The sequence below is a fragment of the Pseudomonas sp. B21_DOA genome (assembly GCA_030544685.1).
GTDB lineage: Bacteria > Pseudomonadota > Gammaproteobacteria > Pseudomonadales > Pseudomonadaceae > Aquipseudomonas > Aquipseudomonas fluorescens_AO.
This window is the reverse complement of sequence record CP086683.1, coordinates 380,517-403,338: the sequence shown is the minus strand read 5'-3', so window position 1 is coordinate 403,338 and position 22,822 is coordinate 380,517. Positions and strand designations below refer to the sequence as shown.

The window sequence follows — 22,822 nt, the reverse complement described above, 5'->3', positions numbered from 1 at the left end:
CTGATCAATAGCTATCGCGGGCAAGCCCGCTCCCACAGTGTTATGAGGGATCACAATTTTTGTGTACACCAAATAACCTGTGGGAGCGGGCTTGCCCGCGATTGAGCGACGCAGTCTCAAAGTGAGGGCTCAGTCATTCAGCCCCATCACCCGCTGATAAAACGTCCACTCCCGCTCCAGCGCATGCGCCTGGTTAGCCGCGCGACGAAAGCCGTGGCGTTCGTCGGGGTAGTAATGCGCTTCGACCGGGATGCCGTTGTGCTCCAGCGCCGCGACCATGTCACGGGTCTGTTGCGGCACGACCACCGCGTCCAGTTCACCCTGGAAGAAAATCACCGGCACGCGAATGTTGTCTGCGTGCAGCAACGGCGTGCGTGCGGCATAGCGTTCGGCATCTCGCTCGGGATCGCCGATCAGCCAGTCCAGATAGTCGCCTTCGAACTTGTGTGTTACGCGGGCCAAAGCGACCGGATCGCTGACGCCATAAAGGCTGGCACCAGCGCGGAAGACTTTTTGAACGCCAGCGCACACAATGTCGTGTACCCGCCCGCACTACCACCGCGAATGAACGCTCGGTCGCCATCAATCAACCCTTGGCCAGAGAGATAACCCACCACCGCGCAGGCATCCTCGACATCCACCTCGCCCCAGCGCAGATGCAGCGCTTGCCGATATTCGCGACCATAGCCACTGCTGCCGCGATAGTTGAGGTCGGCGACAGCAAAGCCGCGCTGGGTCCAGTACTGGATACGCGGATCGAGGATCGGATAGCACGCCGACGTCGGGCCGCCGTGGATAAACACCACCAGCGGCGGTTTCGCTTCACCGTTCATGGCCGAATAGAAGAAACCGTGCGCTTCGCCAGAGCCGCTCGGATAACGCAAGGTCTGCGGACGGCTGATGCGTTCGGCGGGCAATGGCGCCACGCCGCCAGCGAGGACTTTCACTGCGTGAGAAGCACGATCGATGGCAATCACTGCCGACGGGCTGACCGGCGAGGCGGCAATGCAGTAGATGAACTGCTGATCAACTGCCAGGTGACGGAAGCGGCTGTAGTCGCCGCTGAAATCCTCACTACCAAGGGCCAGGCGGCCGAAACCAGCCTCGCTCCAGCTGGCTAAGAATTGATCACCGGCAGGCAGCCAAGTGCAGCCACCCAGTTGCCAGGGCGCAGGCGCGTGATCGGCCTCGGCACTCGGTAGCGCGTGCAAGCCATCGGACGTTTCGACCCACGGCTGCCAGAAGCCGCCACGATCTGTCAGGCAGTAGAGCCGGCCGTCGGCGTCGAAACGCGGCTGCTGGATCGACTCCTCAATCTGCTCGCCGGCAATACAACGAGGTGCGGAAAAAACACCTTCCGCGACCATCAAGCGCGTCGAGGTCCACGGCTGATGCGGTCGGCTCCACTCGATCCATGCCAAGCGCTGGCCGTCCGGGCTCAGCGTTGGCGATGCATAGAAATCCGCACCCTCGGCCAGCACCTGTCGCGTGCCGGTCGCCAGATCAATCGCCACCAGGCGATGTCGATCCTGCTGCTCCTCAACCGCCAATACTCGGCCAGCGGCGAATTGCAGATCGCCGTAGCGGCAGTCAGTCGACGTCAGCGCGACCGGCTCGCCATCCAGCGCCTGCCGATACATCTGCTGATCCGCTTCATTGATGAAAACCACCCCGTCAGGCGTCAGACAAAACGCACCACCGCCATATTCGTACACGCGGCTACGCACGCTGAAACCGTCCGGCGTCAGACGTTTCGCTGCGCCATCGCGCCAATGCCAGATTCGGCACGCGGCGTCCTCTGGGCGATATTCATTCCAGAACACGCCGTGGACGCCGAGTTGCATTTCGGCGAAGTCGGTTCCGGCGGCGACGGCCTGGGCGGCGCTGAAAGGCTCAGCCCTTGGCGATGAGGCGTGAGTTTCGTTCATTGCGAAAGGCCAGTTGTTCGATGGTTTGAGTGGCGGTCTCGGCTTCTTCGCGGGCCTTGAGGATCACGCCGTGATGTTCGGACTTGCTGCACACCGGGTCGGCGTTACTGGCGTCGCCGGTGAGCATGAACGCCTGGCAGCGGCAGCCGCCGAAGTCTTTTTCTTTCTCGTCGCAAGAGCGGCACGGCTCGGGCATCCAGTCGTAACCGCGAAAACGGTTGAAGCCGAACGAGTCATACCAGATGTGCTGCATGCTGTGATCGCGCACGTTGGGAAACTGCACAGGCATCTGGCGCGCACCATGGCAGGGCAGGGCGGTGCCATCCGGGGTGACGGTCAGGAAGATGCTGCCCCAGCCGTTCATGCAGGCTTTCGGGCGTTCTTCGTAGTAGTCCGGCGTGACGAATATCAGCTTGCACGGATGCCCTTCGGCTTCCAGCCTGGCCCGGTATTCGTTGGTGATGCGTTCGGCGCGCACCAGTTGTTCCCTGGTCGGCAGCAGGCCAACACGGTTGAGCTGCGCCCAGCCGTAGAACTGGCAAGTGGCGAGTTCGACGAAGTCAGCCTCCAGCGCGATGCACAGTTCGATAATGCGGTCGATCTTGTCGATGTTGTGACGATGGGTGACGAAGTTCAGCACCATCGGATAGCCGTGGGCCTTCACCGCACGCGCCATTTCCAGCTTCTGCGCAAAGGCCTTTTTCGAGCCGGCGAGCAGGTTGTTCACTTGCTCGTCGCTGGCCTGAAAACTGATCTGGATGTGATCGAGCCCGGCCTTTTTGAAGTCGCTGATTTTCTGCTCGGTCAGGCCAATGCCGGAAGTGATCAGGTTGGTGTAGAAACCCAACTGCCGCGCTTCACGGATCAGTTCGGCCAAGTCCTGACGCACCAGCGGTTCGCCGCCGGAAAAGCCCAATTGCGCCGCGCCCATCTCGCGCGCTTCGCGGAACACCTTGATCCATTGTTCGGTGGTCAGCTCTTTGCCCTGCTCGGCGAAATCCAGCGGATTGGAGCAGTACGGGCATTGCAGCGGGCAACGGTAGGTCAGCTCGGCGAGCAGCCACAGCGGCAGGCCGACTTCCGGTTTGGCCGGCAGATCAGCCAAGGGTGAGCCAGTGTTGCTCACGGGCAACCTCCATGAATTGCTCGACGTCGTCACCGAGCTCGGGTACGCCGGGGAACTGCTTGTCGAGTTCGGCAATGATTGCCGCGACATCGCGTTCGCCATCAATCAGGCCGCCAATCAGCGCGGCCGTTTCGTTGAGCTTGATCATGCCCTCTGGGTACAGCAACACATGGCCCTTTTGCGCCGGTTCGTACTGGAAGCGATAGCCCGGGCGCCAGCTCGGCACTTTGCTGCGGTCGAAACTCATAAGATGATTCCTTTATGCCAGACCCGTTGTTCGGTCACGCTGTGATACGGCGGACGGTTCAGTTCGTAGGCCATGCTCATGGCATCGAGCATGCTCCAAAGAATGTCCAGTTTGAACTGGAGAATTTCCAGCATGCGCTCTTGGCCTTCACGGGTCTTGTAGTGCTCAAGGGTGATCGCCAGCCCATGCTCGACGTCACGCCGCGCCTGACCGAGACGAGTGCGGAAATATTCATAACCGGCCGGGTCGATCCACGGGTAATGCTGCGGCCAGCTGTCCAGGCGCGACTGGTGGATCTGCGGCGCGAACAATTCGGTCAGCGAGCTGCTTGCCGCCTCCTGCCAACTGGCGCGACGGGCGAAGTTGACGTAGGCATCGACGGCGAAACGCACGCCGGGCAATACCAGCTCCTGGGAGCGCAACTGATCCGGATCGAGGCCGACAGCCTGACCCAGACGCAGCCAGGCTTCGATGCCGCCGTCTTCACCGGGCGCGCCGTCGTGGTCGAGCAGGCGCTGAATCCACTCGCGGCGGATTTCCCGATCCGGGCAGTTGGCGAGGATCGCTGCGTCTTTCAGGGGAATGTTTACCTGATAGTAGAAGCGGTTGGCGACCCAGCCCTGAATCTGCTCGCGAGTCGCGCGGCCTTCATACATCGCCACGTGGTAGGGGTGATAGATGTGGTAATAGGCGCCTTTGGCGCGCAGGGCCGCTTCGAATTCGGCGGGGACAGCGGGGTGTCGGTCATGTCTGTTCTCCGGGAACAACCCTGGAAATCTCTGGTGTCTGTGCTGGCCTCTTCGCGAGCAGGCTCGCTCCCACAGTTGATCGCATTCCAATGTGGGCGCGAGCCTGCTCGCGATAGACCGCGCCGCGGTCTCGATTGCTTAAAGCACGATGCTCATGCCATCAAACGCCACTTCAACATTACGCCGCGCCAGCTCGGCACGCTCCGGCGAATCCTCGTCGAGGATCGGGTTGGTGTTGTTGATGTGGATAAGTACCTTGCGCTGCTCGGGCAACTGCTCCAGCACTTCGAGCATGCCGCCGGGGCCGTTCTGCGCCAGGTGGCCCATCTCGCGACCGGTGCGGGTGCCGACGCCACGGCGCTGCATTTCATCGTCATCCCACAGCGTGCCGTCGACCAGCAGGCAATCGCTGCCCGCCATGATTTCCAGCAGCGGCGCATCGACCTTGCCCAGCCCTGGCGCGTAGAACAGCTTGCCGCCGGTGTTGAGGTCTTCAACGATCAAACCGATGTTGTCGCCCGGATGCGGATCGAAACGGTGCGGCGAATACGGCGGCGCGGCGCTGCGCAATGGCAGCGGGGTGAAACGCAGGTTCGGACAGGCCGCTACGGTGAAGCTCTGGTCGAGCTCGATACGGTTCCAGTCCAGCCCGCCGTTCCAGTGGGTGAGCATCTTGAACAGGGGAAAACCGGTGCTCAGGTCTTCGTGAACCATGTCCGTGCACCAGACCTGATGCGGGCAGCCTTCGCGCAAACTGAGCAGGCCGGTGGTGTGGTCGATCTGGCTGTCCATCAGGATGATCGCGCTGATGCCGGTGTCGCGCAGGGCCCGGCCCGGTTGCATCGGGGCGAAGCTTTGCAGTTGCGCGCGGATGTCCGGCGAGGCATTGCACAACACCCAGTTCACGCCGTCATCGGAAATGGCGATGGACGATTGGGTGCGGGCCTTGGCGTTCAGGCTGCTGTCGCGAAAGCCTGCGCAGTTGACGCAGTTGCAGTTCCACTGCGGAAAACCGCCACCGGCGGCCGAACCCAGAATCTGGACGAACATGAACGCTCCATCATTTCAACGCGGAAAATAAAACGCCTCGGCGAGCCGAGGCGTTGCACTGCGGATCTGCGTAAGCAGAACTCAGCGGCTGGCGAAGTACATGGTGACTTCGAAGCCGATACGCAGGTCGGTGTAAGCAGGTTTGGTCCAGGCCATGAGATGTCTCCTTCTGAGGGTTGGGATAGCGCTATCCATAGTTATAGTCCACGGCAGCGCGGTGATGTTCCAATTAGTTAGGCGGCTATGTTACTCAAAATTTCAACGGCGTGACCCGTGAATCTTTGAGAAAGCTCCTTGCAGCCCCGGTAATGATCAATTTGCCGCTTGCCACGGCGCGCCGGGCATCGGTTCATTGGCCAGACAGTGGTAGCCGCCATTGGCATTGATCAGGCGCTGCGCAGCGGCCAGCAAAGCCTTGTGATCCAGCTGCCGGATCGCCATAACCAGTTGCTCACGGTAATCCGACGAATGGCCGGCGAGTTTGCCCTGCCACAGAAGTTCGGCAGCGTCCTTGTTGAACTGTGTCGCCGGATCGAATTGGTCGGCGAGGTTTTGGCGTTGTTGCTTGAGGCCAGCGACATCAAGCGTTTCGATCATCGCCGGAATGCCGTTGAAGAACTCCTGAATGTATTCGAGCAACTTGCCCACCGGGTTCGTTGGCGATTGCACGGCAAAGACAATCGCAGTCGTGCCGTGCACCTGACGCAGCGCGCTGAACACGGCGTACCCCAATTGCAATTCGACACGCAGGCGCTGGTAAAAAGGCGTCTGGCACAACTGCGCCAGAAGGCGCCATGCAGCTTCATCAGCGATGTCACAACTGGCGGTCGGGCAGATCAGCAGCAAGGCGTGTTCGCTGGAGGCGGTGTTGATCTGGCTCCATTGGTACTGGCCTTGGGTGATCGGTGTCACCGGTAGCTGATTGTCCGGTGTGCCGGGAATGCGGCTCAGCGCCAGGCCCATGGCTGATTGGGTCTGTTGATTCAGCCCTAGAGCGAGGCCGTCCCAGCGCGAAGTTGTCCACAGCTGTTTGGCGTCATCGCTGGTTTCAATCGGGGGCAGGTATTTTTCCGGCAACGCTTCGAGCAGTTGGCGGATCGGCATCGAAGGTATCTGCACCTCGTCGCGCGGCGAATCGGCGTCGATCATCGTCAGACATTTCAGCGCGTGCTCCAGGACGCTGGGCATCGGTTCCTGTAATCCGGTCATTTTCAACAGGCATTGGTTACCTGCGGCGCTGAAAGACAAGTCCACTCCGGCTTCGGACGCATCCTGTCGGGTCTGACGCAGACTGCGCTGCAATCTTGAGCGCAGATCGGCGCTGGCCGCCATGTCGACCTGCCAGCGCAGGTAAATCGCGCCCTCATCGCTGCTGTCTGGCAGCGCACGACTGAAGTGCATCGGCGACCGTTCGCGACGACTGCGCGAGCGATCCTGGGCGAATGTGCGCAGGCCACGATGGGCGCTGGTCTGGCCGCGAATCAGCCCGGCGTTGGCTAGCGGTTCATTGGCGCGCAGGAACGGGTTCGCGGCGGGCAGGTGCCAATGATCGCTGAAGTTATCCACACCACCGATTTCGCGAAGGATGTGCGCAAGTCCGGCAACACCCGACTCGGACAGACCTGATTCTTTCTGCTCAACGTCGATGCGCGCTAGTTGCAACGCGCCGCTGACTTGCTGCTGGCGCTGAAGCAGGGCGGCGTATTCCTCGCGCAACGGCGTCCAGTCCTGGCGGGCGAAGAAGCTCAGCCAGTCCAGCAGTTGTTCATGAATGGTGTTCAACTGCTCGCCGGCGGCATGGAATTGAAGATGCAGCAGCGCTTGCCCAGCGAACTGGTAGATCGGCGCGGCTTTCAGACTGTCAGCCAGGTTCTGTCGTTGCAGGTGTGCGAGCAATCCACCGGGTTTGGCGTTGTTCAACCAATGACAGAGAAAGGCCATCGCCTCTGCGGATGGTTCGGGTAAGCCGTCGAAGGCGAATAACAGGTTCGCGTGAGCGCCAACCTGTTGATAACTTCTCACCGTCAGCGGTGGCGGTGCGGCCTGGGCAACTTTATCCCCAACCGGCAACACCGCTGCGAATTGCTGCGCCAGCTCCCGAAGCTCATCGATACTTTGCGGCCCGACCAGACTCAGGCTCATTTGCCCGGTTCGATAAAAGCGCTGATGGAAATCTTTCAGCGCCGACTGAAACCCAGGCGATTCGACCTGCAAGCTGTCCCGATTGCCCGCATGAAAACCGCGCAACGGATGTTCCGCTGGTAAACCTTCATACAAGGCAAACTGCTGTTGCGCTGTCGGATCCTGCGACCAGGCGACAAACTCCGCCTGCAGCACTTCCCGTTCACGCAGTTGATCGTCCAGATTCATCCGTGGCCGGGCGAGCATGTCCGACAGACGCTCGAGCCCCGCGCTGAAGGACGACACAGGCAACTCGAAGAAAAAGTCCGTGGTGCGCTCGCGGGTGCTGGCATTCACCTGCCCGCCGTGACGTTGCACGTAGGCCATCAGCCCTTCATCTGTGGGAAAACGCTCGGTGCCGAGAAACAGCAAATGCTCGAGAAAATGCGCCAGCCCCGGCCATGCCAGCGGCACGTCATGACTGCCGGCCGCCACGCGTAACGCGGCAGCGCTGCGCTTGAGACCGGGCACGTGGCGCAGGGTCACGCGCAGGCCGTTGGCCAGTGTTTCAGTGTCGGGGCGGGGATGAGTCGGCGCAGGCATGGGCACTTCCAGAACAGTGAAGTGCCCATGCTAGCGGATTAGCGGCGGTTGAGCGCGCCGTAAAGCTCTGGCCTGCGATCGCTGAGGTAGCGGTTGGCCTGGCGTGAGTCGTTCATCAATTGGCGGTCCAGTTCACCGACGATCAACGCCTCGTCCAGACCTGCCAGGGCGATACGGCTACCGTCCGGCGCGGCAATACTGCTTTGCCCGCAATACTGGATATCGCCTTCATGTCCGCAGTAATTGGCGTAAGCCACGTAGCACTGGTTTTCGAAGGCGCGGGCACGCACGGTGACGTCGGCGACGAAGTCGAACGGAACCATGTTTGCTGTCGGTACGACGATCAGCTCGGCGCCGGCCAAGGCCAGACGACGCGCGTTTTCCGGAAACTCCAAGTCATAGCAGATCAGGAAGCCGAGCTTCCAGCCGTTCAATTCAACCACCGGCAAGTCGGAGTCACCGGGGCTGAACATCGACCGGTCGAGATCGCCAAACAGATGCGACTTGCGGTAATTGCACAGGCGCTCGCCGTGGGCGTCGATCAGTTGCACGGCGTTGTAGATATGCCCGTCGGCGGTGCGTTCGGGGTAGCCGTATACGATCGCCAGACCCGCAGCCTTGGCGATCCGGCCAATCTGCTGCGCCCATTCGCCGTTATAGACCTCGGCCAGCGTGCTCACCGCTTCGGCGCCGATGTTGTAGCCGGTCATGAACATCTCCGGCAGCACCAGCAGATCAGCGCCCTTGGCCTCCATTGCTACTTGATGCAGACGCTGCAGGTTGGCGGCGGGGTCCAGTGGCAAGGGTGGACATTGGTAAACGGCTACGCGCATCGGGGAATCCTCTTACTCGGGCAGGGCGATAGGGCCGATGTCTTTGAACACATCACCCGGGCCCGGGTTCTCTTTATGTGTCGAACCGCCGAAATGCTTCATGATGCCCCACACCGCGTTGAGCGAAGTCTGCACCGCGCCTTCGACCCACGCCGGTGTCCACGACACATCGTCGCCAGCGATGAAAATACCGCGCTGCTCCGCTGGCATATCGTCCTGCATGAAGTGCGCGTACATGCGCTGGTTGTAGCGGTAATGGCCGGGCAGGGCGCCTTTGAAGGCACCGAGGAAGTACGGATCGGCTTCCCACGACACAGTGATCGGATCGCCGATGATCCGCGCGGCGATGTCGACTTTCGGGTAGATCTTTTTCAACGAGTTCAACGCCAGCTCAACGCGTTTTTCCACCGGATGCGGGAGCATTTTCAACGCGTCGCTCATCCACGAGTACGACAGGCAGATCACCCCCGGCTTGTCGTCGCCGTTGTCGAACAGATAGGTGCCGCGGGTCAGGCGATCGGTGAGGGTCATGCTCATCACGTCGCGGCCGGTCTCCGGATCTTTGTCTTTCCAGAACGGCCGATCGACCATCACGAAGGTTTTTGACGCTTGCATGTAGCGGGTGCGGTCGAGGGCCATCCACATTTTCTGCGAGAACAAGGTTTCGTCGCACTCGATCTGGGTAGTCAGCAGCCAGCTCTGGCAGGTTGTCAGCACAGCGGCGTATTCGCGGGTGTCACCATTGTTGTCGGTAACGGCGAAACGGCCCTCCGGTGCGTGGGCAATTTTCTTTACGCCCGAACGCGGCGCGCCACGGTGCAGGGATTTCAGGCTGGTGCCGGCCGGCCAGTGCACGCAACGTTCCGGTACATGGCGCCAGATGCCCTGCGGCACCTGCTCGACGCCACCGACCACCAAGTGCTGATGATCGTCGCAGTTGGTCATCACCACGCGAAAGATTTCCAGCATCGAATTGGGGAAGTCCGAATCCCAGCCGCCGGTGCCGAAACCGACCTGGCCGAACACTTCGCGGTGCTGGAAAGACAATTTGGCGAAGGCCTTCGAAGTGGCGACGAAGTCGTAAAAGGTCCGGTCGTCCCACAGCGGCACCAGCTTGTTCCACAGCTCTTTAAGGCGCGGCACATCACGGTCGCGAATGGCTTGTTGGATATCGGAAAACTGCGAGCCTGCTTCCAGCGCATCCGCCCAGGCATCAGCCACTTCCTGGAACAATACCGGAAGATCCTTCAGGCTTTCGGCGTAATAGGTTTCGCCTTCCAGATCGATCACGGTGCTGCCAGACGCGCCGGTCAACGGGTTGGGAAAAGGCTTGGTTTCGAGGCCGAGCTTGTCGACGTAGTGGTAGAACGCCGTGGAGGACACCGGAAAGCGCATGCCACCGAGCTCGGCGACGATGGCGTCTGTGCCGTTGAAGGCCTGCGAGCGCAGACGACCACCGAGTTTCGACGCCTCGTACACCACCGGTTTCAAACCGAGCTTCATCAGCTCATACGCGGCCACCAGACCGGCGATGCCCGCTCCGACAATCGCCACTTCAGCGCCATGGTGCTGCTCGGGAATGCTGCCCAAACCAGCCGGATGCTCGATCCAGTCGTCAAACGCGAACGGAAAGTCCGGACCGAAGATGGTGATGGGTTTCTTGCCGTCTGCAGGGTGACGATTGTTGTTCATGGCTGACCTTGTTGGCGACCCGACGCAGGATTCGCGTCTGAGTATAGGAAAAGATGCCGCCATTCTAGGGAGCGTGGAGCGCGTTAATAAGACGCAATGTGTCGTCGTTTTGCCTGATTGTTGTGCAGACTGACGAATGCAGGCTGCATACCGACCAAAATGTGGGAGCGAGCCTGCTCGAGAAGAGGCTTTGAAATTCAGCCGAGAAGCTCGATCAAAATCTTAAACCGGCTGACCCCGATCTATCTTGCTACTCAGAATGATCGACGTTGTGGTCTTCTCCACCCCATCGACGCTGCCAATCTGATCCAGCAACTGATCAAGCTGCTCCGGCGAATCGGTGCGCAACCACGCCACATAATCAAACTCGCCACTCACCGCACACAGCTGCTGCACCTGCGCCATCGCACTCAAGCGCCGCAGCACGTCCTTGCCGGAACGCGGTTGGACCTTGATCCCGACGTAGGCTTGCAGCCCCCATCGACAACACGCTGACCGAGGCGCACGCCGTAACCGGTGATCACCTTGGCCTTTTCCAGCCGGGCCAGACGCGACGTCACCGTCGTGCGAGCAATGCCTAGCTGACGGGCGAGCATGGCCACGCTTTCGCGGGCATTGATTTGCAGCGCGGCGATCAGTTGGCGGTCGATCTCGTCGAGGATGGGGTGGCGGGTGTCTGGCAAGGGGGCTCCGATGGCGTGGGCGATGAGATTGCCGATGGTACAGGGTCAAGCGCGTTGGGGCATATTTGGAACCTATCGCTCGAAGGGAGGGATAACGGCTGTGACGGTTGCTCTTGTCAGGTTCAAGGGCTATGATCGGCCCGTCAGCACAGACCGGAACTTTGCAAGCAAAGGGTGTTGATTTCGGTGGCGCAAGCCACTCCTAGCCAGTGAGCGGGATAAGCGGGAAACCGTAAAAGGACAGGCCGATATTTCAGATTTACAGAAAGCCCCGTTGCGCAAGCATCGGGGCTTTTTGCTTTCTCTCACACGGATTTTTGTCTAACCGCTCAAAACCGCAGCTTAGGATCTTTCCTACAGCTCTGGTAGGTCTTCCGAACATTGCGCCCGCCGAGACGAAACCCAACCAATCGCCCACAAAAAAGCCGCGCATTCAGCGCGGCTTTTCAATTTGGTGGGCCCACACGGACTTGAACCGTGGACCAAAGGATTATGAGTCCTCTGCTCTAACCAACTGAGCTATAGGCCCTCAGTAGGCCGCGGATTATAGCGACGGTTTCGCGGCTGTGCTATCCGAAAAATCCGATACGGTTACACGCAGAAACGTCGCGGCGAATTCCTCCGGGGGCAGCGGCAGGCTGACGATGTAGCCCTGGATCTGTTCACAACCTTCTGCGGCGAGGAATTGTTGTTGCGCTTGGGTTTCCACGCCTTCGGCAATTACGGTGAACTGCATGCTGCGGCCGAGTGCGATGATGGCACGCACGATCGCCGCGTCGTGGGGATCGTCAGGCAGTCCGCGGACAAAGGACTGGTCGATCTTGAGGATGTCCAGCGGCAGCCGTTTGAGGTAGCTGAGCGAGGAGTAGCCGGTGCCGAAGTCATCGATCGCCAGTTGCACGCCGAGGTGTTTGAGTTGGTGCAGCACCGCCAGCGCCTCTTCGGCCTGACTCATGATGAAATTCTCGGTAATTTCCAGTTGCAGTAAATCCGGCCTGAGGCGGTTGTCCTTGAGCAGTTGTTCGATGCGCACCAAGAGGTTGGGCTGACGCAATTGCGCACCGGCGAGGTTGACCGAAAGCGGCCCCAACGGTTGGTAGATCTCGTTCCACTCGAACATCTGCCGGCAAGCGGTCTCCAGCACCCAGTCACCGATCTGCAGGATCATGCCGTTTTCTTCCGCGAGCGGAATGAAATGCTCGGGCGGCACGTCGCCGAAGGTTGGGTGGCGCCAGCGAATCAGCGCCTCTGCGCCGACCAGACTGTGATCGACCAGGCTGATTTTCGGTTGGTAATAGAGAAACAGCTCATCGCGCTCGATGGCGCGGCGCAGTTCGTGTTCCAGCGCTATGCGCTCGCTGGCCTGCGCGGTGAGGTCGCGGGTGTAGCTTTCGACGCGGTTGCGTCCTTTGGCTTTGGAGCGGTACATCGCCGCGTCGGCGTTTTTCACCAGCGTGGCCACGTCGCAACCGTCGCGGGGATAGAGGCTGGTGCCGATGCTGGCGCTGATAAAGAACTCGTGTTCGCCGGCCTGGAACGGCGCGCCGAAGCAGTTGAGCAGTTTCGTCGCGATGTTGTCGGCGTCGCTGGCTTGCTGCAAACCTGGCAACAGGATGATGAACTCGTCACCACCCAATCGCGCGACCGTGTCGATATCGCGCAGTTGTTCTTTCAAGCGCACGGCAATGCCCTTGAGCAACAGGTCGCCGACCGGGTGGCCGAGGCTGTCGTTGATGTGTTTGAAGCGGTCGAGATCGAGAAACAGCACCGCGCCCTGGCCACCATTTTCCTGTTGGCTGGTCAGGGCCATTTGCAGGCGACTCTCGAACAAGGTGCGGTTGGGCAAACCGGTGAGGGGGTCGTGGTGAGCTTGGTAATCGAGTTTGGCCTGGGCGTGCTTGAGGCTGGAAATGTCGGCGAACACCGCGACGAAGTGGGTGATGAATTTGTCGCGATTGCGCACGGCGCTGATGGTCAGCCAGCTCGGGTACAGCTCGCCGTTCTTGCGCCGGTTGGAAATCTCGCCTTGCCAGTGTCCCTCGTCGGTCAATTGGTGCCACATCGCCGCGTAGAACGCGCTGTCATGCAGCCCGGACGCCAATAGCCGGGGGTGTGGCCCAGTGCTTCGCTTTCGCTATAGCCGGTGATTTCGGTGAACGCCCGATTGACCGCACTGATGTGTTGTTGGGTATCGGTGATCAGCACGCCCTCGGCAGTGCTCTCGAAAACGGTTGCGGCCTGCTGTAGTTTTTCCTGCATGAGATGGCGTTCGGTGATGTCGCGGGCGATGGTCAGCATGCAGTCTTCGTCACCGATCGGCAGTGGACGACTGGACACTTCGCACAGGCGGATCTGCCCGTCGCTGCGACGGATGTGGCAGGTGAAGTCGCGGACAAAACCGTCGCGCTGCAGCAGGTCGATCATCTGTTTGCGTTCGTTGAGGTTGACCCAGATACCCAGGTCCAGCGTCGAACGATCCACCGACATGGCGCTGTTGAAACCGGTGATGCGACTGAAGCCTTCGTTGACCTCCAGCAGCAGGCCGTCGCTCTGGCGCGACAGCAACAGGCCGTCGGGCGACGCATGGAAAGCCTTGGCGAATTTCTCTTCAGAGGTTTGCAGTTGCTGTTGGGTTTCCTTGAGTTGGCTGATGTCGCGCACCACCACCACCAGCGCCGGGGTGGTGTCGAGGTCGAATGGCTCGGCGGATATCAGCCCGGTGAACACCTGGCCGTTGTTGCGGCGAAAGGGCATTTCCAGGTTGCGGATGCTGCCGGCCTGCAAGCGCTGCAGCAGGCCCGGTCCAACCCCGGGAATCCCCCAGATATTAAGGTTGGTGGCGGTTTGACCGATCACGTCGTCGGCGCGCAGGCCGATCTGTTCCTCGAAGGCCTCGTTGACCTCCAGCAGGCAGCCGTCGGACAGGCGCGCAATCACCAGAATGTCCGGACATTGCTCGAACACCGAAGCGAACTTCTGCTCCGACAGGCGCAGCGCTTCTTCAGTGCGCTTGATCTCGCTGATATCGATCATCAGGCCGCGCATCACTGGCTCGTGGCCGTGCTCTATCAGGCTGACGATATCGCGCACCCACAGGCAGCGACCGTCGGCGGTGATCACGCGGTAGTCGACGATGTGATCGCGGCCCTGGCGCAGTGCTTCCTTGCAGTAGTTCTGCGTGCGGGTCAGGTCGGCGGGGTGAATGATGTTGTGCCAGAAGCCCGGAATCAGCCAGTGAGATTGTGGATAACCGAGCAAGTCTTCAGCGTGCGGCGAGACATAGCTGTAGGTGAAGTCGCTCATCCGCGCTTCCCAGGCAATCGCCGACAGGCTTTCCACCAGGCCGCGGTAGTGATATTCGCTGCTGCGCAACTCCTGCTCGAGGTCGATGCGCCGGGTGATTTCCGAGCTCAGACGGCGGTTGATGCGGATCACCGCGGCGAGGACTGTTATCAGCAGCAACAGGCCGGGCAGGCCGTACATCAGCAGGTCCGACCAGAACGTGCGGTGGTCAAGCACGTTGCCGACCCAGTGTTCCTGAATGCTGCTGATTTCCGCCGGCGTCATGTCCGCCAGGACTTTGTCGAGAATGCCCACCAGCACCTTGTTGTCCCGGGGCACGGCCATCGCCAGTTGATAGCGATACGGCGTTTCGCCGCTGACATAGAGGCCGTCAAGCTTGAGCTGGCGCAGGCTCCAGACGCTGGAAGCCAGATCGCCGACTACCGCGTCCACTTCGTCAGTCGCCAGGGCTTGCAGCGCTGAACTGACGTTGGGCATGGCTACCAGATTCAGATCGGGATGGTGAGTACGCAGCAGTTCGTGGGGGCGTAGTTTTCCACCACGGCGATTTTCAGCCCGTACAGGTCGTCGAGTTTGCGCGGCTGGGCGCCGCCGACATGGGCGAGGATGACGATCGGGAAGTCGAGGTACGGCCGGGTGAATGACAGATAACTCTGGCGCTCTGGTGTCGACATTATCCCCGGCAGCAAATCGATCCTGCCCTTCTTCACCTGCTCCAGCACCACCGTCCAGCTCACCGGTTCGATAGGCGTCAGCTTGATGGACAAGCGCTGACGGATCACCTCGATATAGTCGGCAGCCAGTCCCTGATAACGGTTCTGATCGTCACGAAACTCAAAGGGCGGCCATGACGCGTCGACACCCAGGCGCAAGTCGGGGTGAGCCGCCAGCCAGCTGCGTTCTTCATCGGTGAGAGTCAGCGCGTCAGCCGTGGCGGTGCAGATCATCAATGACAGCAGAAACAGCACGGGCGCCAGTCTGGGCATAACGCTCTCGTTAGGGCTGGGGGTGATTGTTTCGAGTGTAGACGCGGTATGCGGCGGGGAGGGCGGAGCGGGGAATTTAATCTGCCATAAAACAAAACCCCCGGCCTGGGCCGGGGTTCTGGTATCACTCGTCGAGGAAGGAGCGCAGATGCTCGCTTCGCGTCGGGTGGCGCAGCTTGCGCAGCGCCTTGGCTTCGATCTGACGGATCCGCTCACGCGTTACGTCAAACTGTTTGCCCACTTCTTCGAGCGTATGGTCGGTGTTCATGTCGATACCGAAACGCATGCGCAATACCTTGGCTTCACGGGCAGTGAGGCCGGACAGCACTTCGCGAGTCGCTTCCTTCAGACTTTCCACCGTGGCGACATCGATTGGCGACTGCATGGTCGAGTCTTCGATGAAATCGCCCAGATGGGAGTCTTCGTCATCACCGATCGGGGTTTCCATGGAGATCGGCTCTTTGGCGATCTTCAGTACCTTGCGGATCTTGTCCTCAGGCATTTCCATGCGTTCGCCGAGCTCTTCCGGGGTCGGTTCGCGACCCATTTCCTGCAGCATCTGCCGGGAAATACGGTTGAGCTTGTTGATCGTCTCGATCATGTGCACCGGAATACGGATAGTGCGGGCCTGGTCGGCGATCGAGCGAGTGATCGCCTGACGGATCCACCAGGTGGCATAAGTCGAGAACTTGTAACCACGACGGTATTCGAACTTGTCCACCGCCTTCATCAGACCGATGTTGCCTTCCTGGATCAGATCGAGGAATTGCAGACCGCGGTTGGTGTACTTCTTGGCGATCGAGATCACCAGACGCAGGTTGGCTTCAACCATCTCTTTCTTCGCGCGGCGGGCCTTGGCCTCACCGATCGACATGCGACGGTTGATGTCCTTGATTTCGGCGATGGTCAGGCCGGTCTCGGTTTCCAGTGCGATCAGCTTCTGCTGGCAACGGATGATGTCCGGCTGCACGCGACCGATGGCCTCGGCATACTTGCTCTTGCCTTTTGCCAGGGCGTCGGACCAGCTTTCGTCGACTTCGTTGCCCGGGAACTGACGCAGGAAATCGGCGCGCGGCATACGTGCATCACGTACACACAGCTGCATGATCGCGCGTTCTTGCTGACGCAGACGATCCAGGGCACTGCGCACACGCTCGACCAGGGCTTCGAATTGCTTCGGAACCAGTTTGATCGGCATGAACAGCTCGGCCAGGGCCAGCAACTCGGCAACCGCTGCCTTGTTATGGCGACCGTGCTTTTTCAGGGCCTTGCGGGTGATTTCCATCTGGTCGGCCACGGCGCCGAAGCGCTGCGCAGCGATAACCGGGTCCGGACCGCTTTCGGCTTCTTCTTCGTCATCGGAAGATTCGGCTTCATCGTCGTCGGTATCGTCGTCGGCCTTGACGGCTTTCGGGTCGACCGGCGGCGGCACTTCTGCCGCAGGCGGCGCGATGCCGTCGTCCGGGTCGATATAACCGCTCAGGACGTCGGACAGGCGACCACCTTCGGTGGTGACGCGGGTGTACTCGGAGAGAATGTGGTCAACCGTGCCAGGGAAGTGCGCGATTGCGCTCATCACTTCACGAATGCCTTCTTCGATCCGCTTGGCGATTTCGATTTCGCCTTCACGGGTCAGAAGCTCGACCGTACCCATTTCACGCATGTACATGCGCACCGGGTCAGTGGTGCGACCGATATCGGTCTCCACCGCCGCCAACGCAGCGGCTGCTTCTTCCGCAGCGGCCTCGTCGGTATCGGCGTCGGCCAACATAAGGGCGTCCGCATCCGGAGCACTCTCGTGTACGGGGATCCCCATGTCGTTAATCATGCGGATGATGTCTTCCACCTGCTCCGGATCTGAAATATCCTCGGGCAGGTGGTCGTTGACCTCGGCGTAAGTCAGATACTTCTGCTCACGACCCAGTTTGATCAACTCAATAATACGAGACTGCTGTTGCGCTTTTCCGGACATAACACCCTATCCACTGAAGGTCTTGGCGGGCAAAAAACAAGCCGAGGATTATACCTGAGCTATGACCTCACGCGCCAGTTGAGGTCGGGTTTGATGCGGAAACATTGCGACTTAAAAGGTCGCGCAGTTGATTTTTCTCTTCGACGCTCAGTTCGCTTTGCCGCGCTTTCCTGAGTAACTGTTCGAGATTTCGCTCGCGTTGGCGGGCGGACAAGCTAGTAATGGTGTCGAAAAACTGTTGTTCAAGGTTATCTCCGTCAATCAGCCATTCCTTTTCTGCCAGTGCCTTGAGCAAACGACCCTGTTCAGTACCGTGCCACCGTGCGATCAACTGAAATGAGTTTAGCTTGGGATTCTTCTGTACGGCTTCGAGCAGTGCCACAAGCAACTGGGCGTTGGTCTGATTTTCATCGGCAATGTGCCCGGCGTCTTCGACGCGCTTGGCCAGTTGCGGATGATGGAGCAATGTTCTAAGGGCCGTCAGGGTCGGCGATTCGACGCCAATCGGCGTGCGCGGGCGCTGCTGTTCGCGATCGCCACCACGCTTGCCGTTCTTGTCCCATGGTTTCTTGTCCCACTTCTTGCCGCCGGCGCCGGGTTTCTTCGGCGTCCATTCCTGCTGCGGCGCGTACATGTCCTGTGCCTGCGGCTGATGGTAGTCGCTGTAGTCCGGCATGGCGTCGTAATCGAAGCCCGGATCGTAGGCGGGCGGTGCTTCCTGCGGCGCACTCTGAACCAATTGGCTGACGGTCTCGCTGCTCAGGCCGGTAATCTCGGTCAGGCGCTGACGCATGAGGATGCGCAGGTTCGCGCCTGGAACCTTATCGATCAATGGCGCGGCGAGGGTGGCCATGTGCGCCTTGCCCTCAAGTGAACGCGGGTCGGCTTCTTCGGTCAGTTGCTGGAAAAAATAATCGGCCAGCGGCTGCGCGTGCTGATTGATGCGCGCTTTGAAAGCGTCGGTGCCTTCGGCGCGAACCAGGGTGTCCGGGTCTTCGCCTTCGGGCAAAAACAGGAACCGCGCGCGACGACCGTCTTGCAGACACGGCAGGGTCGCTTCCAGTGCGCGCCACGCGGCGTTGCGGCCCGCCTGGTCGCCATCGAAGCAGAACAATACGTTCGGGACGACGCGAAACAGACGCTTCAGATGCTCTTCGCTGGTCGCGGTGCCCAGCGTGGCAACGGCATTGCGCAAGCCTTGCTGCGCTAGGGCAATGACGTCCATGTAGCCTTCGACGACGATGATCTCGTCGAGGTTGCGATTGTTCTTGCGCGCTTCATAAAGGCCGTAGAGTTCCTGGCCTTTATGGAATACCGGGGTTTCCGGTGAGTTCAGGTACTTGGGCTTGTCGTCGCCCAGTACGCGACCGCCGAAGGCGATGATCCGTCCACGGGTGTCGCGGATCGGGAACATCACGCGATCACGAAAGCGATCATAGCGTTTGCCGGTTTCGGCGTTCTCGATCAGCAGGCCGGCTTCGATCATGGCTTTTTGTTGCAGGGTGTCGCTGCTCAGATGCTTGAGCAGGTTGTCCCAGCCCGGCGGTGCAAAGCCGAGGCCGAAATCGCGAGCGATCTCGCCGGTCAGGCCGCGGCCCTTGAGGTAATCCACTGCAGCCTTGCGCGACGGATGACTCTTGAGTGCCTGCCGGTAGAAGTCGGCGGCGGCAGTGAGCAGCGGGTACAGCGGCGAATCGGTCGGCTGACGCGGCTTGCGCTCGCGACCGCTTTCTTCGCGAGGGATTTCCATGCCGGCGGCTTTGGCCAGATCTTCGACGGCCTGGGGAAGTCCAGGTTGTCGTGATCCATGAGAAAGCCGAGGGCGTTGCCGCCAGCGCCGCAGCCGAAGCAGTAATAGAACTGTTTGTCGGGGCTGACACTGAACGACGGGGTTTTCTCTTTGTGGAACGGGCAACAGGCGGTGTAGTTCTTGCCGGCCTTCTTCAATTGCACGCGCGAGCTGACCACGTCGACGATGTCGGTGCGGTTCAGCAGGTCGTCAATGAAGCTCTGGGGAATCAGCCCGGCCATGGCGTTCTCGTCGTCTGCGCTGCAATAGGTCCGTTGCGACAGGCTGTCGGACGCGGGCCATTGCTGGAAACGCACAAAAAGTGCGGCTCGACCGGTGTCGTCTGCGTGATCGCTGTCGGGAAGTGTATCTGCCGAAAATCCACTGACGTTAGTACCTATCAGTCTTCGACTATGTGAAAGTGTTGCGCTGAATCCGCTGACGGCCGGTTGTCGGCCTCGGATAGCTCAATAAAGCGGGCACGCATGCAGGTGCCTTGGGCTGATCGTCGTAAGAGGAATCAGTGGGTGTGCTCGTCAGTAGCCTTGAAAGGCTCGTCAGAAAAGACGTGCACCGCTGGCAAAAGAGCCAGGCCTGACGCGGTGAAGCAGATTTGTCTCGGTCGCATCGGCGGCGTCGACGGTGAAGCATCAAGCGTTTTACGCAAATGCCATTAGCCCGGCTGAGGGCCGGGCTTAGGCAAGAAGCTTGCTACGAACGTCTGTGTATTAGTACAGACGAACGGCGCGGCGCTGTTCGCGCTGAACTTTCTTGGCGTGACGCTTAACAGCGGCTGCTGCTTTGCGCTTACGCTCAGAAGTTGGCTTCTCGTAAAATTCGCGGCTACGAACTTCAGCCAGTACACCGGCTTTTTCGCAGGAGCGCTTGAAACGACGCAGAGCTACGTCGAAGGGTTCGTTCTCTTTTACTTTGACGGCTGGCATCCAGAGCTACCTTCATTCATTACCGGGGTCAACATCCTCGCGGCAAAAGAGCACTTGAAGACGTCGGTTTTTAAGGGTTGCGGATGTTAACCCCTCATCGCTCGGAATGCAAAGCCTCTGATCGAAAACCGCTGGTCGGGGCATCACGTGGCGACTATTATGCGCGCCTTCGAATTCAGCCTAAACAAGGCGCAAACCCATGCTAGTACTGGGATTAGAAACCTCTTGCGACGAAACCGGCGTCGCATTGTATGACAGCGAACGCGGCCTGTTGGCCGACGCGCTGTTCAGTCAGATCGACCTGCACCGCGTCTACGGCGGTGTGGTGCCGGAGCTGGCTTCGCGTGACCACGTCAAACGCATGCTGCCCTTGATCCGTCAGGTGTTGACCGAGGCCGACTGCGTGCCGACCGAGATCGATGCAATCGCCTACACCGCAGGTCCTGGCCTGGTTGGCGCGTTGCTGGTCGGTGCTTCCTGCGCACAGGCGCTGGCGTTTGCCTGGGGCATTCCGGCCCTCGGTGTGCACCACATGGAAGGCCACTTGCTGGCTCCGATGCTGGAGCCAAAACCACCTGAATTCCCGTTCGTCGCTTTGTTGGTCTCTGGCGGTCATACCCAGTTGGTTCAGGTCGACGGCATTGGCCAATACAGCCTGCTCGGCGAGACGCTCGACGATGCGGCCGGCGAAGCTTTCGACAAAACCGCGAAGATGATGGGCCTCAATTACCCTGGCGGACCGGAAATCGCCAAGCTGGCCGAGAAAGGCGTCGTAGGACGTTTCACCTTTCCGCGTCCGATGTGTGACCGTCCGGGGCTGGACTTCAGCTTCAGCGGCCTGAAAACCTTCGCCCTCAACACCTGGCAGCAATGCGTCAACGCCGGGGACGACGGCGAGCAAGCCCGTTGCGACATCGCGCTGGCGTTCCAGCAGGCTGTGGTGGAGACTTTGACCATCAAGTGCAAGCGCGCCCTGAAACAGGCGGGCATGAAGCGGCTGGTGATTGCCGGCGGCGTCAGCGCCAACAAGGCGTTGCGCGTTTCGCTGGAAAAGATGCTCGGCGATATGAAGGGCGATGTGTTCTACGCGCGCCCGGAGTTCTGCACCGACAATGGCGCGATGATCGCGTTTGCCGGTTGCCAGCGCCTGAAGGCCGGTCAGCAGGAAAGTCTGGCAATCACCGTGCAGGCACGCTGGCCGATGGAGCAGTTGTCGGCACTGTGATGAGCGACGCTCACGAACGGCATTCAAAAATGCCGTTCGCGCCCGGCAAACAGGTCGCGTAGATTGCCGCGATGACGCCAGACAATCAGCAAGGTCAGCGCGCTCATTGGCAGCAAGGCTTCCGGCTCTTGCCAGGCCAGCAATGGCAGGGTCAGTGGCGTGGCAATCAGCGCCGCCAGCGAGCTGGTGCGGGTCAGGTAGAACGTCAGCAGCCAGGCGCACACCGCCAGCAGCGCGGCGGGTGGATACAGGCCGAGCAGCATGCCGGCGGCAGTGGCAACGCCTTTGCCGCCGCGAAAGCGGAAGTACAAAGGGAACAGGTGACCGATCACGGCGCATACGCCGATCCAGGCCTGATCCTGCAGCGAAAGGCCTGCGCTGGAGGCGATCAGCACCGGCAGCAGGCCTTTGCACAGATCACCGAGCAGGGTCAGGATCGCCAGTTTGCGACCGACCAGGCGCAGCATGTTGGTGGCGCCGGCATTACCCGAGCCACTCATTCGAGGATCCGGGTTTCCGGTCAGGCGGCTGAGCAAAATGGCGAAGGACAGCGAGCCGAGCAGGTAGGCGAGAATCGCCAGTAACCAAAACATGCTAACTATTCCGGGCGAGGACGCCCTGATTCTAACGGCGCATCGCGCCCTTGTCGTGCAGCGGAGAGAAGTGCTTGGACAGAGTGTTTATCGAGGGCCTGGAAGTCGACACCGTGATCGGTGCCTACGACTGGGAGCGCGGCATCCGTCAATGCCTGCGTCTTGATCTGAGCTTCGCCTGGGACAATCGCCCGGCCGCCGCCGGTGACGATCTGACCCTGGCGCTCGATTATGCCAGTGTTTCCACGCGCATCCAGGCGTTTGCCGAGCAGGCGCAGTTCCAACTGGTCGAGACCTTTGCCGAGCGTCTGGTTGAAGTGCTCATGGCCGAATTCAAGATCACCTGGGTGCGGCTGAAACTGACCAAGCCGGGCGCGGTGCCGGCGGCCAAGGGTGGTGTAGGTGTGGAGATCGAGCGCGGATGTCGCTGACTCAGGTCTACCTCGGGCTCGGTAGCAATATCGAGCGCGAAACCCATTTGCGCGCCGGTCTCGATGCGCTGGCCAAGTTTCTGGTGGATATCCGTTGTTCGGCAGTGTTCGAGAGCCAGCCGGTGGGGATCAAGAGCGGGCCGTTCTTCAATTTCGTGGTCTCGGCCTACACCGATCTGCCGTTGATGGAGCTCGATCGCCGCTTGAAATTCATCGAGGCGGACAACGGTCGTTATGCCCCGGATCGCAAGGGTCTGCCGCTGGATATCGACGTGCTGCTGTATGGCGATCTGGTGGGTAACTTTGATGGATTGATTCTGCCGCGTGTGGAAATCCTGAAAAATGCCTTTGTACTTTGGCCGCTTTCGCTGATTGCGCCGCAGCGGGTTCACCCAGGGGTGGGAAAGAGCTTTGCGACGTTGTGGGCCGAGGCGCAGATTGATCAGGTGTTGGCGCCGGTTGCGTTCGAATGGAATGGGCAGCAATTGACTCCGTCGAATCTTTAAAGCAAAGATCGCAGCCTTCGGCAGCTCCCACAGAGGAATTT

13 protein-coding genes, 1 tRNA gene and 5 pseudogenes are annotated in these 22,822 nt (G+C 60.2%); 3 read left to right on the top strand and 16 right to left on the bottom strand.

Annotated elements, in window-relative coordinates:
• Positions 1 to 129: 129 nt before the first annotated feature.
• From LJU32_01960 to rpsU, 15 genes and pseudogenes are all read right to left on the bottom strand, one after another.
• Positions 130 to 1,928 (bottom strand): annotated as a pseudogene (locus tag LJU32_01960) (S9 family peptidase).
• Complete coding sequence (gene pqqE, locus LJU32_01955) at positions 1,894 to 3,054, bottom strand: pyrroloquinoline quinone biosynthesis protein PqqE (GenBank protein ID WKV89255.1); 1,161 nt, start codon at positions 3,052 to 3,054, stop codon at positions 1,894 to 1,896. Before pqqE ends, LJU32_01960 begins: the two are co-directional and overlap by 35 nt.
• Positions 3,026 to 3,301, bottom strand: coding sequence for a pyrroloquinoline quinone biosynthesis peptide chaperone PqqD (gene pqqD / locus LJU32_01950; protein WKV89254.1), 276 nt, complete (start codon positions 3,299 to 3,301; stop codon positions 3,026 to 3,028). The genes pqqE and pqqD overlap by 29 nt, the downstream gene beginning before the upstream one ends.
• Positions 3,298 to 4,049, bottom strand: a pseudogene (gene pqqC / locus LJU32_01945) (pyrroloquinoline-quinone synthase PqqC). The gene pqqD and the pseudogene pqqC overlap by 4 nt, the downstream one beginning before the upstream one ends.
• Positions 4,050 to 4,188: 139 nt before the next feature.
• Positions 4,189 to 5,100: a pyrroloquinoline quinone biosynthesis protein PqqB gene (pqqB, locus tag LJU32_01940; protein WKV89253.1), complete on the bottom strand. Its 912-nt coding sequence runs from the start codon at positions 5,098 to 5,100 to the stop codon at positions 4,189 to 4,191.
• Between the two features lie 81 nt (positions 5,101 to 5,181).
• Positions 5,182 to 5,256: a pyrroloquinoline quinone precursor peptide PqqA gene (gene pqqA, locus LJU32_01935; protein ID WKV91019.1), complete on the bottom strand. Its 75-nt coding sequence runs from the start codon at positions 5,254 to 5,256 to the stop codon at positions 5,182 to 5,184.
• Positions 5,257 to 5,412: 156 nt separating this feature from the next.
• Positions 5,413 to 7,824, bottom strand: coding sequence for a pyrroloquinoline quinone biosynthesis protein PqqF (gene pqqF, locus LJU32_01930; protein WKV89252.1), 2,412 nt, complete (start codon positions 7,822 to 7,824; stop codon positions 5,413 to 5,415).
• A 38-nt stretch (positions 7,825 to 7,862) separates the two neighbouring features.
• Positions 7,863 to 8,657 carry a carbon-nitrogen hydrolase family protein gene (locus tag LJU32_01925; protein ID WKV89251.1) on the bottom strand — a complete coding sequence of 265 codons (795 nt, stop codon included), beginning with the start codon at positions 8,655 to 8,657 and terminating at the stop codon, positions 7,863 to 7,865.
• 12 nt (positions 8,658 to 8,669) lie between these two features.
• Positions 8,670 to 10,349, bottom strand: a complete 1,680-nt coding sequence (locus tag LJU32_01920) for an FAD-dependent oxidoreductase (GenBank protein WKV89250.1) — start codon at positions 10,347 to 10,349, stop codon at positions 8,670 to 8,672.
• A gap of 222 nt (positions 10,350 to 10,571) precedes the next feature.
• Positions 10,572 to 11,032: pseudogene (locus LJU32_01915) on the bottom strand (Lrp/AsnC family transcriptional regulator).
• Between the two features lie 452 nt (positions 11,033 to 11,484).
• Positions 11,485 to 11,561, bottom strand: a tRNA-Ile gene (locus tag LJU32_01910).
• 15 nt (positions 11,562 to 11,576) lie between these two features.
• A pseudogene (locus LJU32_01905) lies at positions 11,577 to 15,321 on the bottom strand (EAL domain-containing protein).
• A gap of 124 nt (positions 15,322 to 15,445) precedes the next feature.
• Complete coding sequence (gene rpoD / locus LJU32_01900) at positions 15,446 to 17,293, bottom strand: RNA polymerase sigma factor RpoD (GenBank protein WKV89249.1); 1,848 nt, start codon at positions 17,291 to 17,293, stop codon at positions 15,446 to 15,448.
• Positions 17,294 to 17,360: 67 nt separating this feature from the next.
• Positions 17,361 to 19,324, bottom strand: a pseudogene (gene dnaG / locus LJU32_01895) (DNA primase).
• A gap of 486 nt (positions 19,325 to 19,810) precedes the next feature.
• The gene (gene rpsU / locus LJU32_01890) at positions 19,811 to 20,026 is read right to left on the bottom strand and encodes a 30S ribosomal protein S21 (protein WKV89248.1); all 216 of its coding nucleotides are present in this window, start codon (positions 20,024 to 20,026) and stop codon (positions 19,811 to 19,813) included.
• A gap of 199 nt (positions 20,027 to 20,225) precedes the next feature.
• Here rpsU and tsaD point away from each other — a divergent pair, with 199 nt between their 5' ends.
• Positions 20,226 to 21,251, top strand: coding sequence for a tRNA (adenosine(37)-N6)-threonylcarbamoyltransferase complex transferase subunit TsaD (gene tsaD / locus LJU32_01885; GenBank protein WKV89247.1), 1,026 nt, complete (start codon positions 20,226 to 20,228; stop codon positions 21,249 to 21,251).
• A gap of 23 nt (positions 21,252 to 21,274) precedes the next feature.
• On the opposite strand, the gene plsY is transcribed toward tsaD, so the two are convergent.
• Positions 21,275 to 21,844 carry a glycerol-3-phosphate 1-O-acyltransferase PlsY gene (gene plsY, locus LJU32_01880; protein ID WKV89246.1) on the bottom strand — a complete coding sequence of 190 codons (570 nt, stop codon included), beginning with the start codon at positions 21,842 to 21,844 and terminating at the stop codon, positions 21,275 to 21,277.
• A gap of 74 nt (positions 21,845 to 21,918) precedes the next feature.
• Between plsY and folB the strand changes: the two genes are divergently transcribed.
• On the top strand, positions 21,919 to 22,275 hold the full coding sequence (gene folB, locus LJU32_01875) for a dihydroneopterin aldolase (GenBank protein ID WKV89245.1): 357 nt from the start codon (positions 21,919 to 21,921) through the stop codon (positions 22,273 to 22,275).
• A complete protein-coding gene (folK, locus tag LJU32_01870; GenBank protein ID WKV89244.1) occupies positions 22,266 to 22,781 on the top strand; it encodes a 2-amino-4-hydroxy-6-hydroxymethyldihydropteridine diphosphokinase in 516 nt (171 codons plus the stop codon). The genes folB and folK overlap by 10 nt, the downstream gene beginning before the upstream one ends.
• Positions 22,782 to 22,822 lie beyond the last annotated feature (41 nt).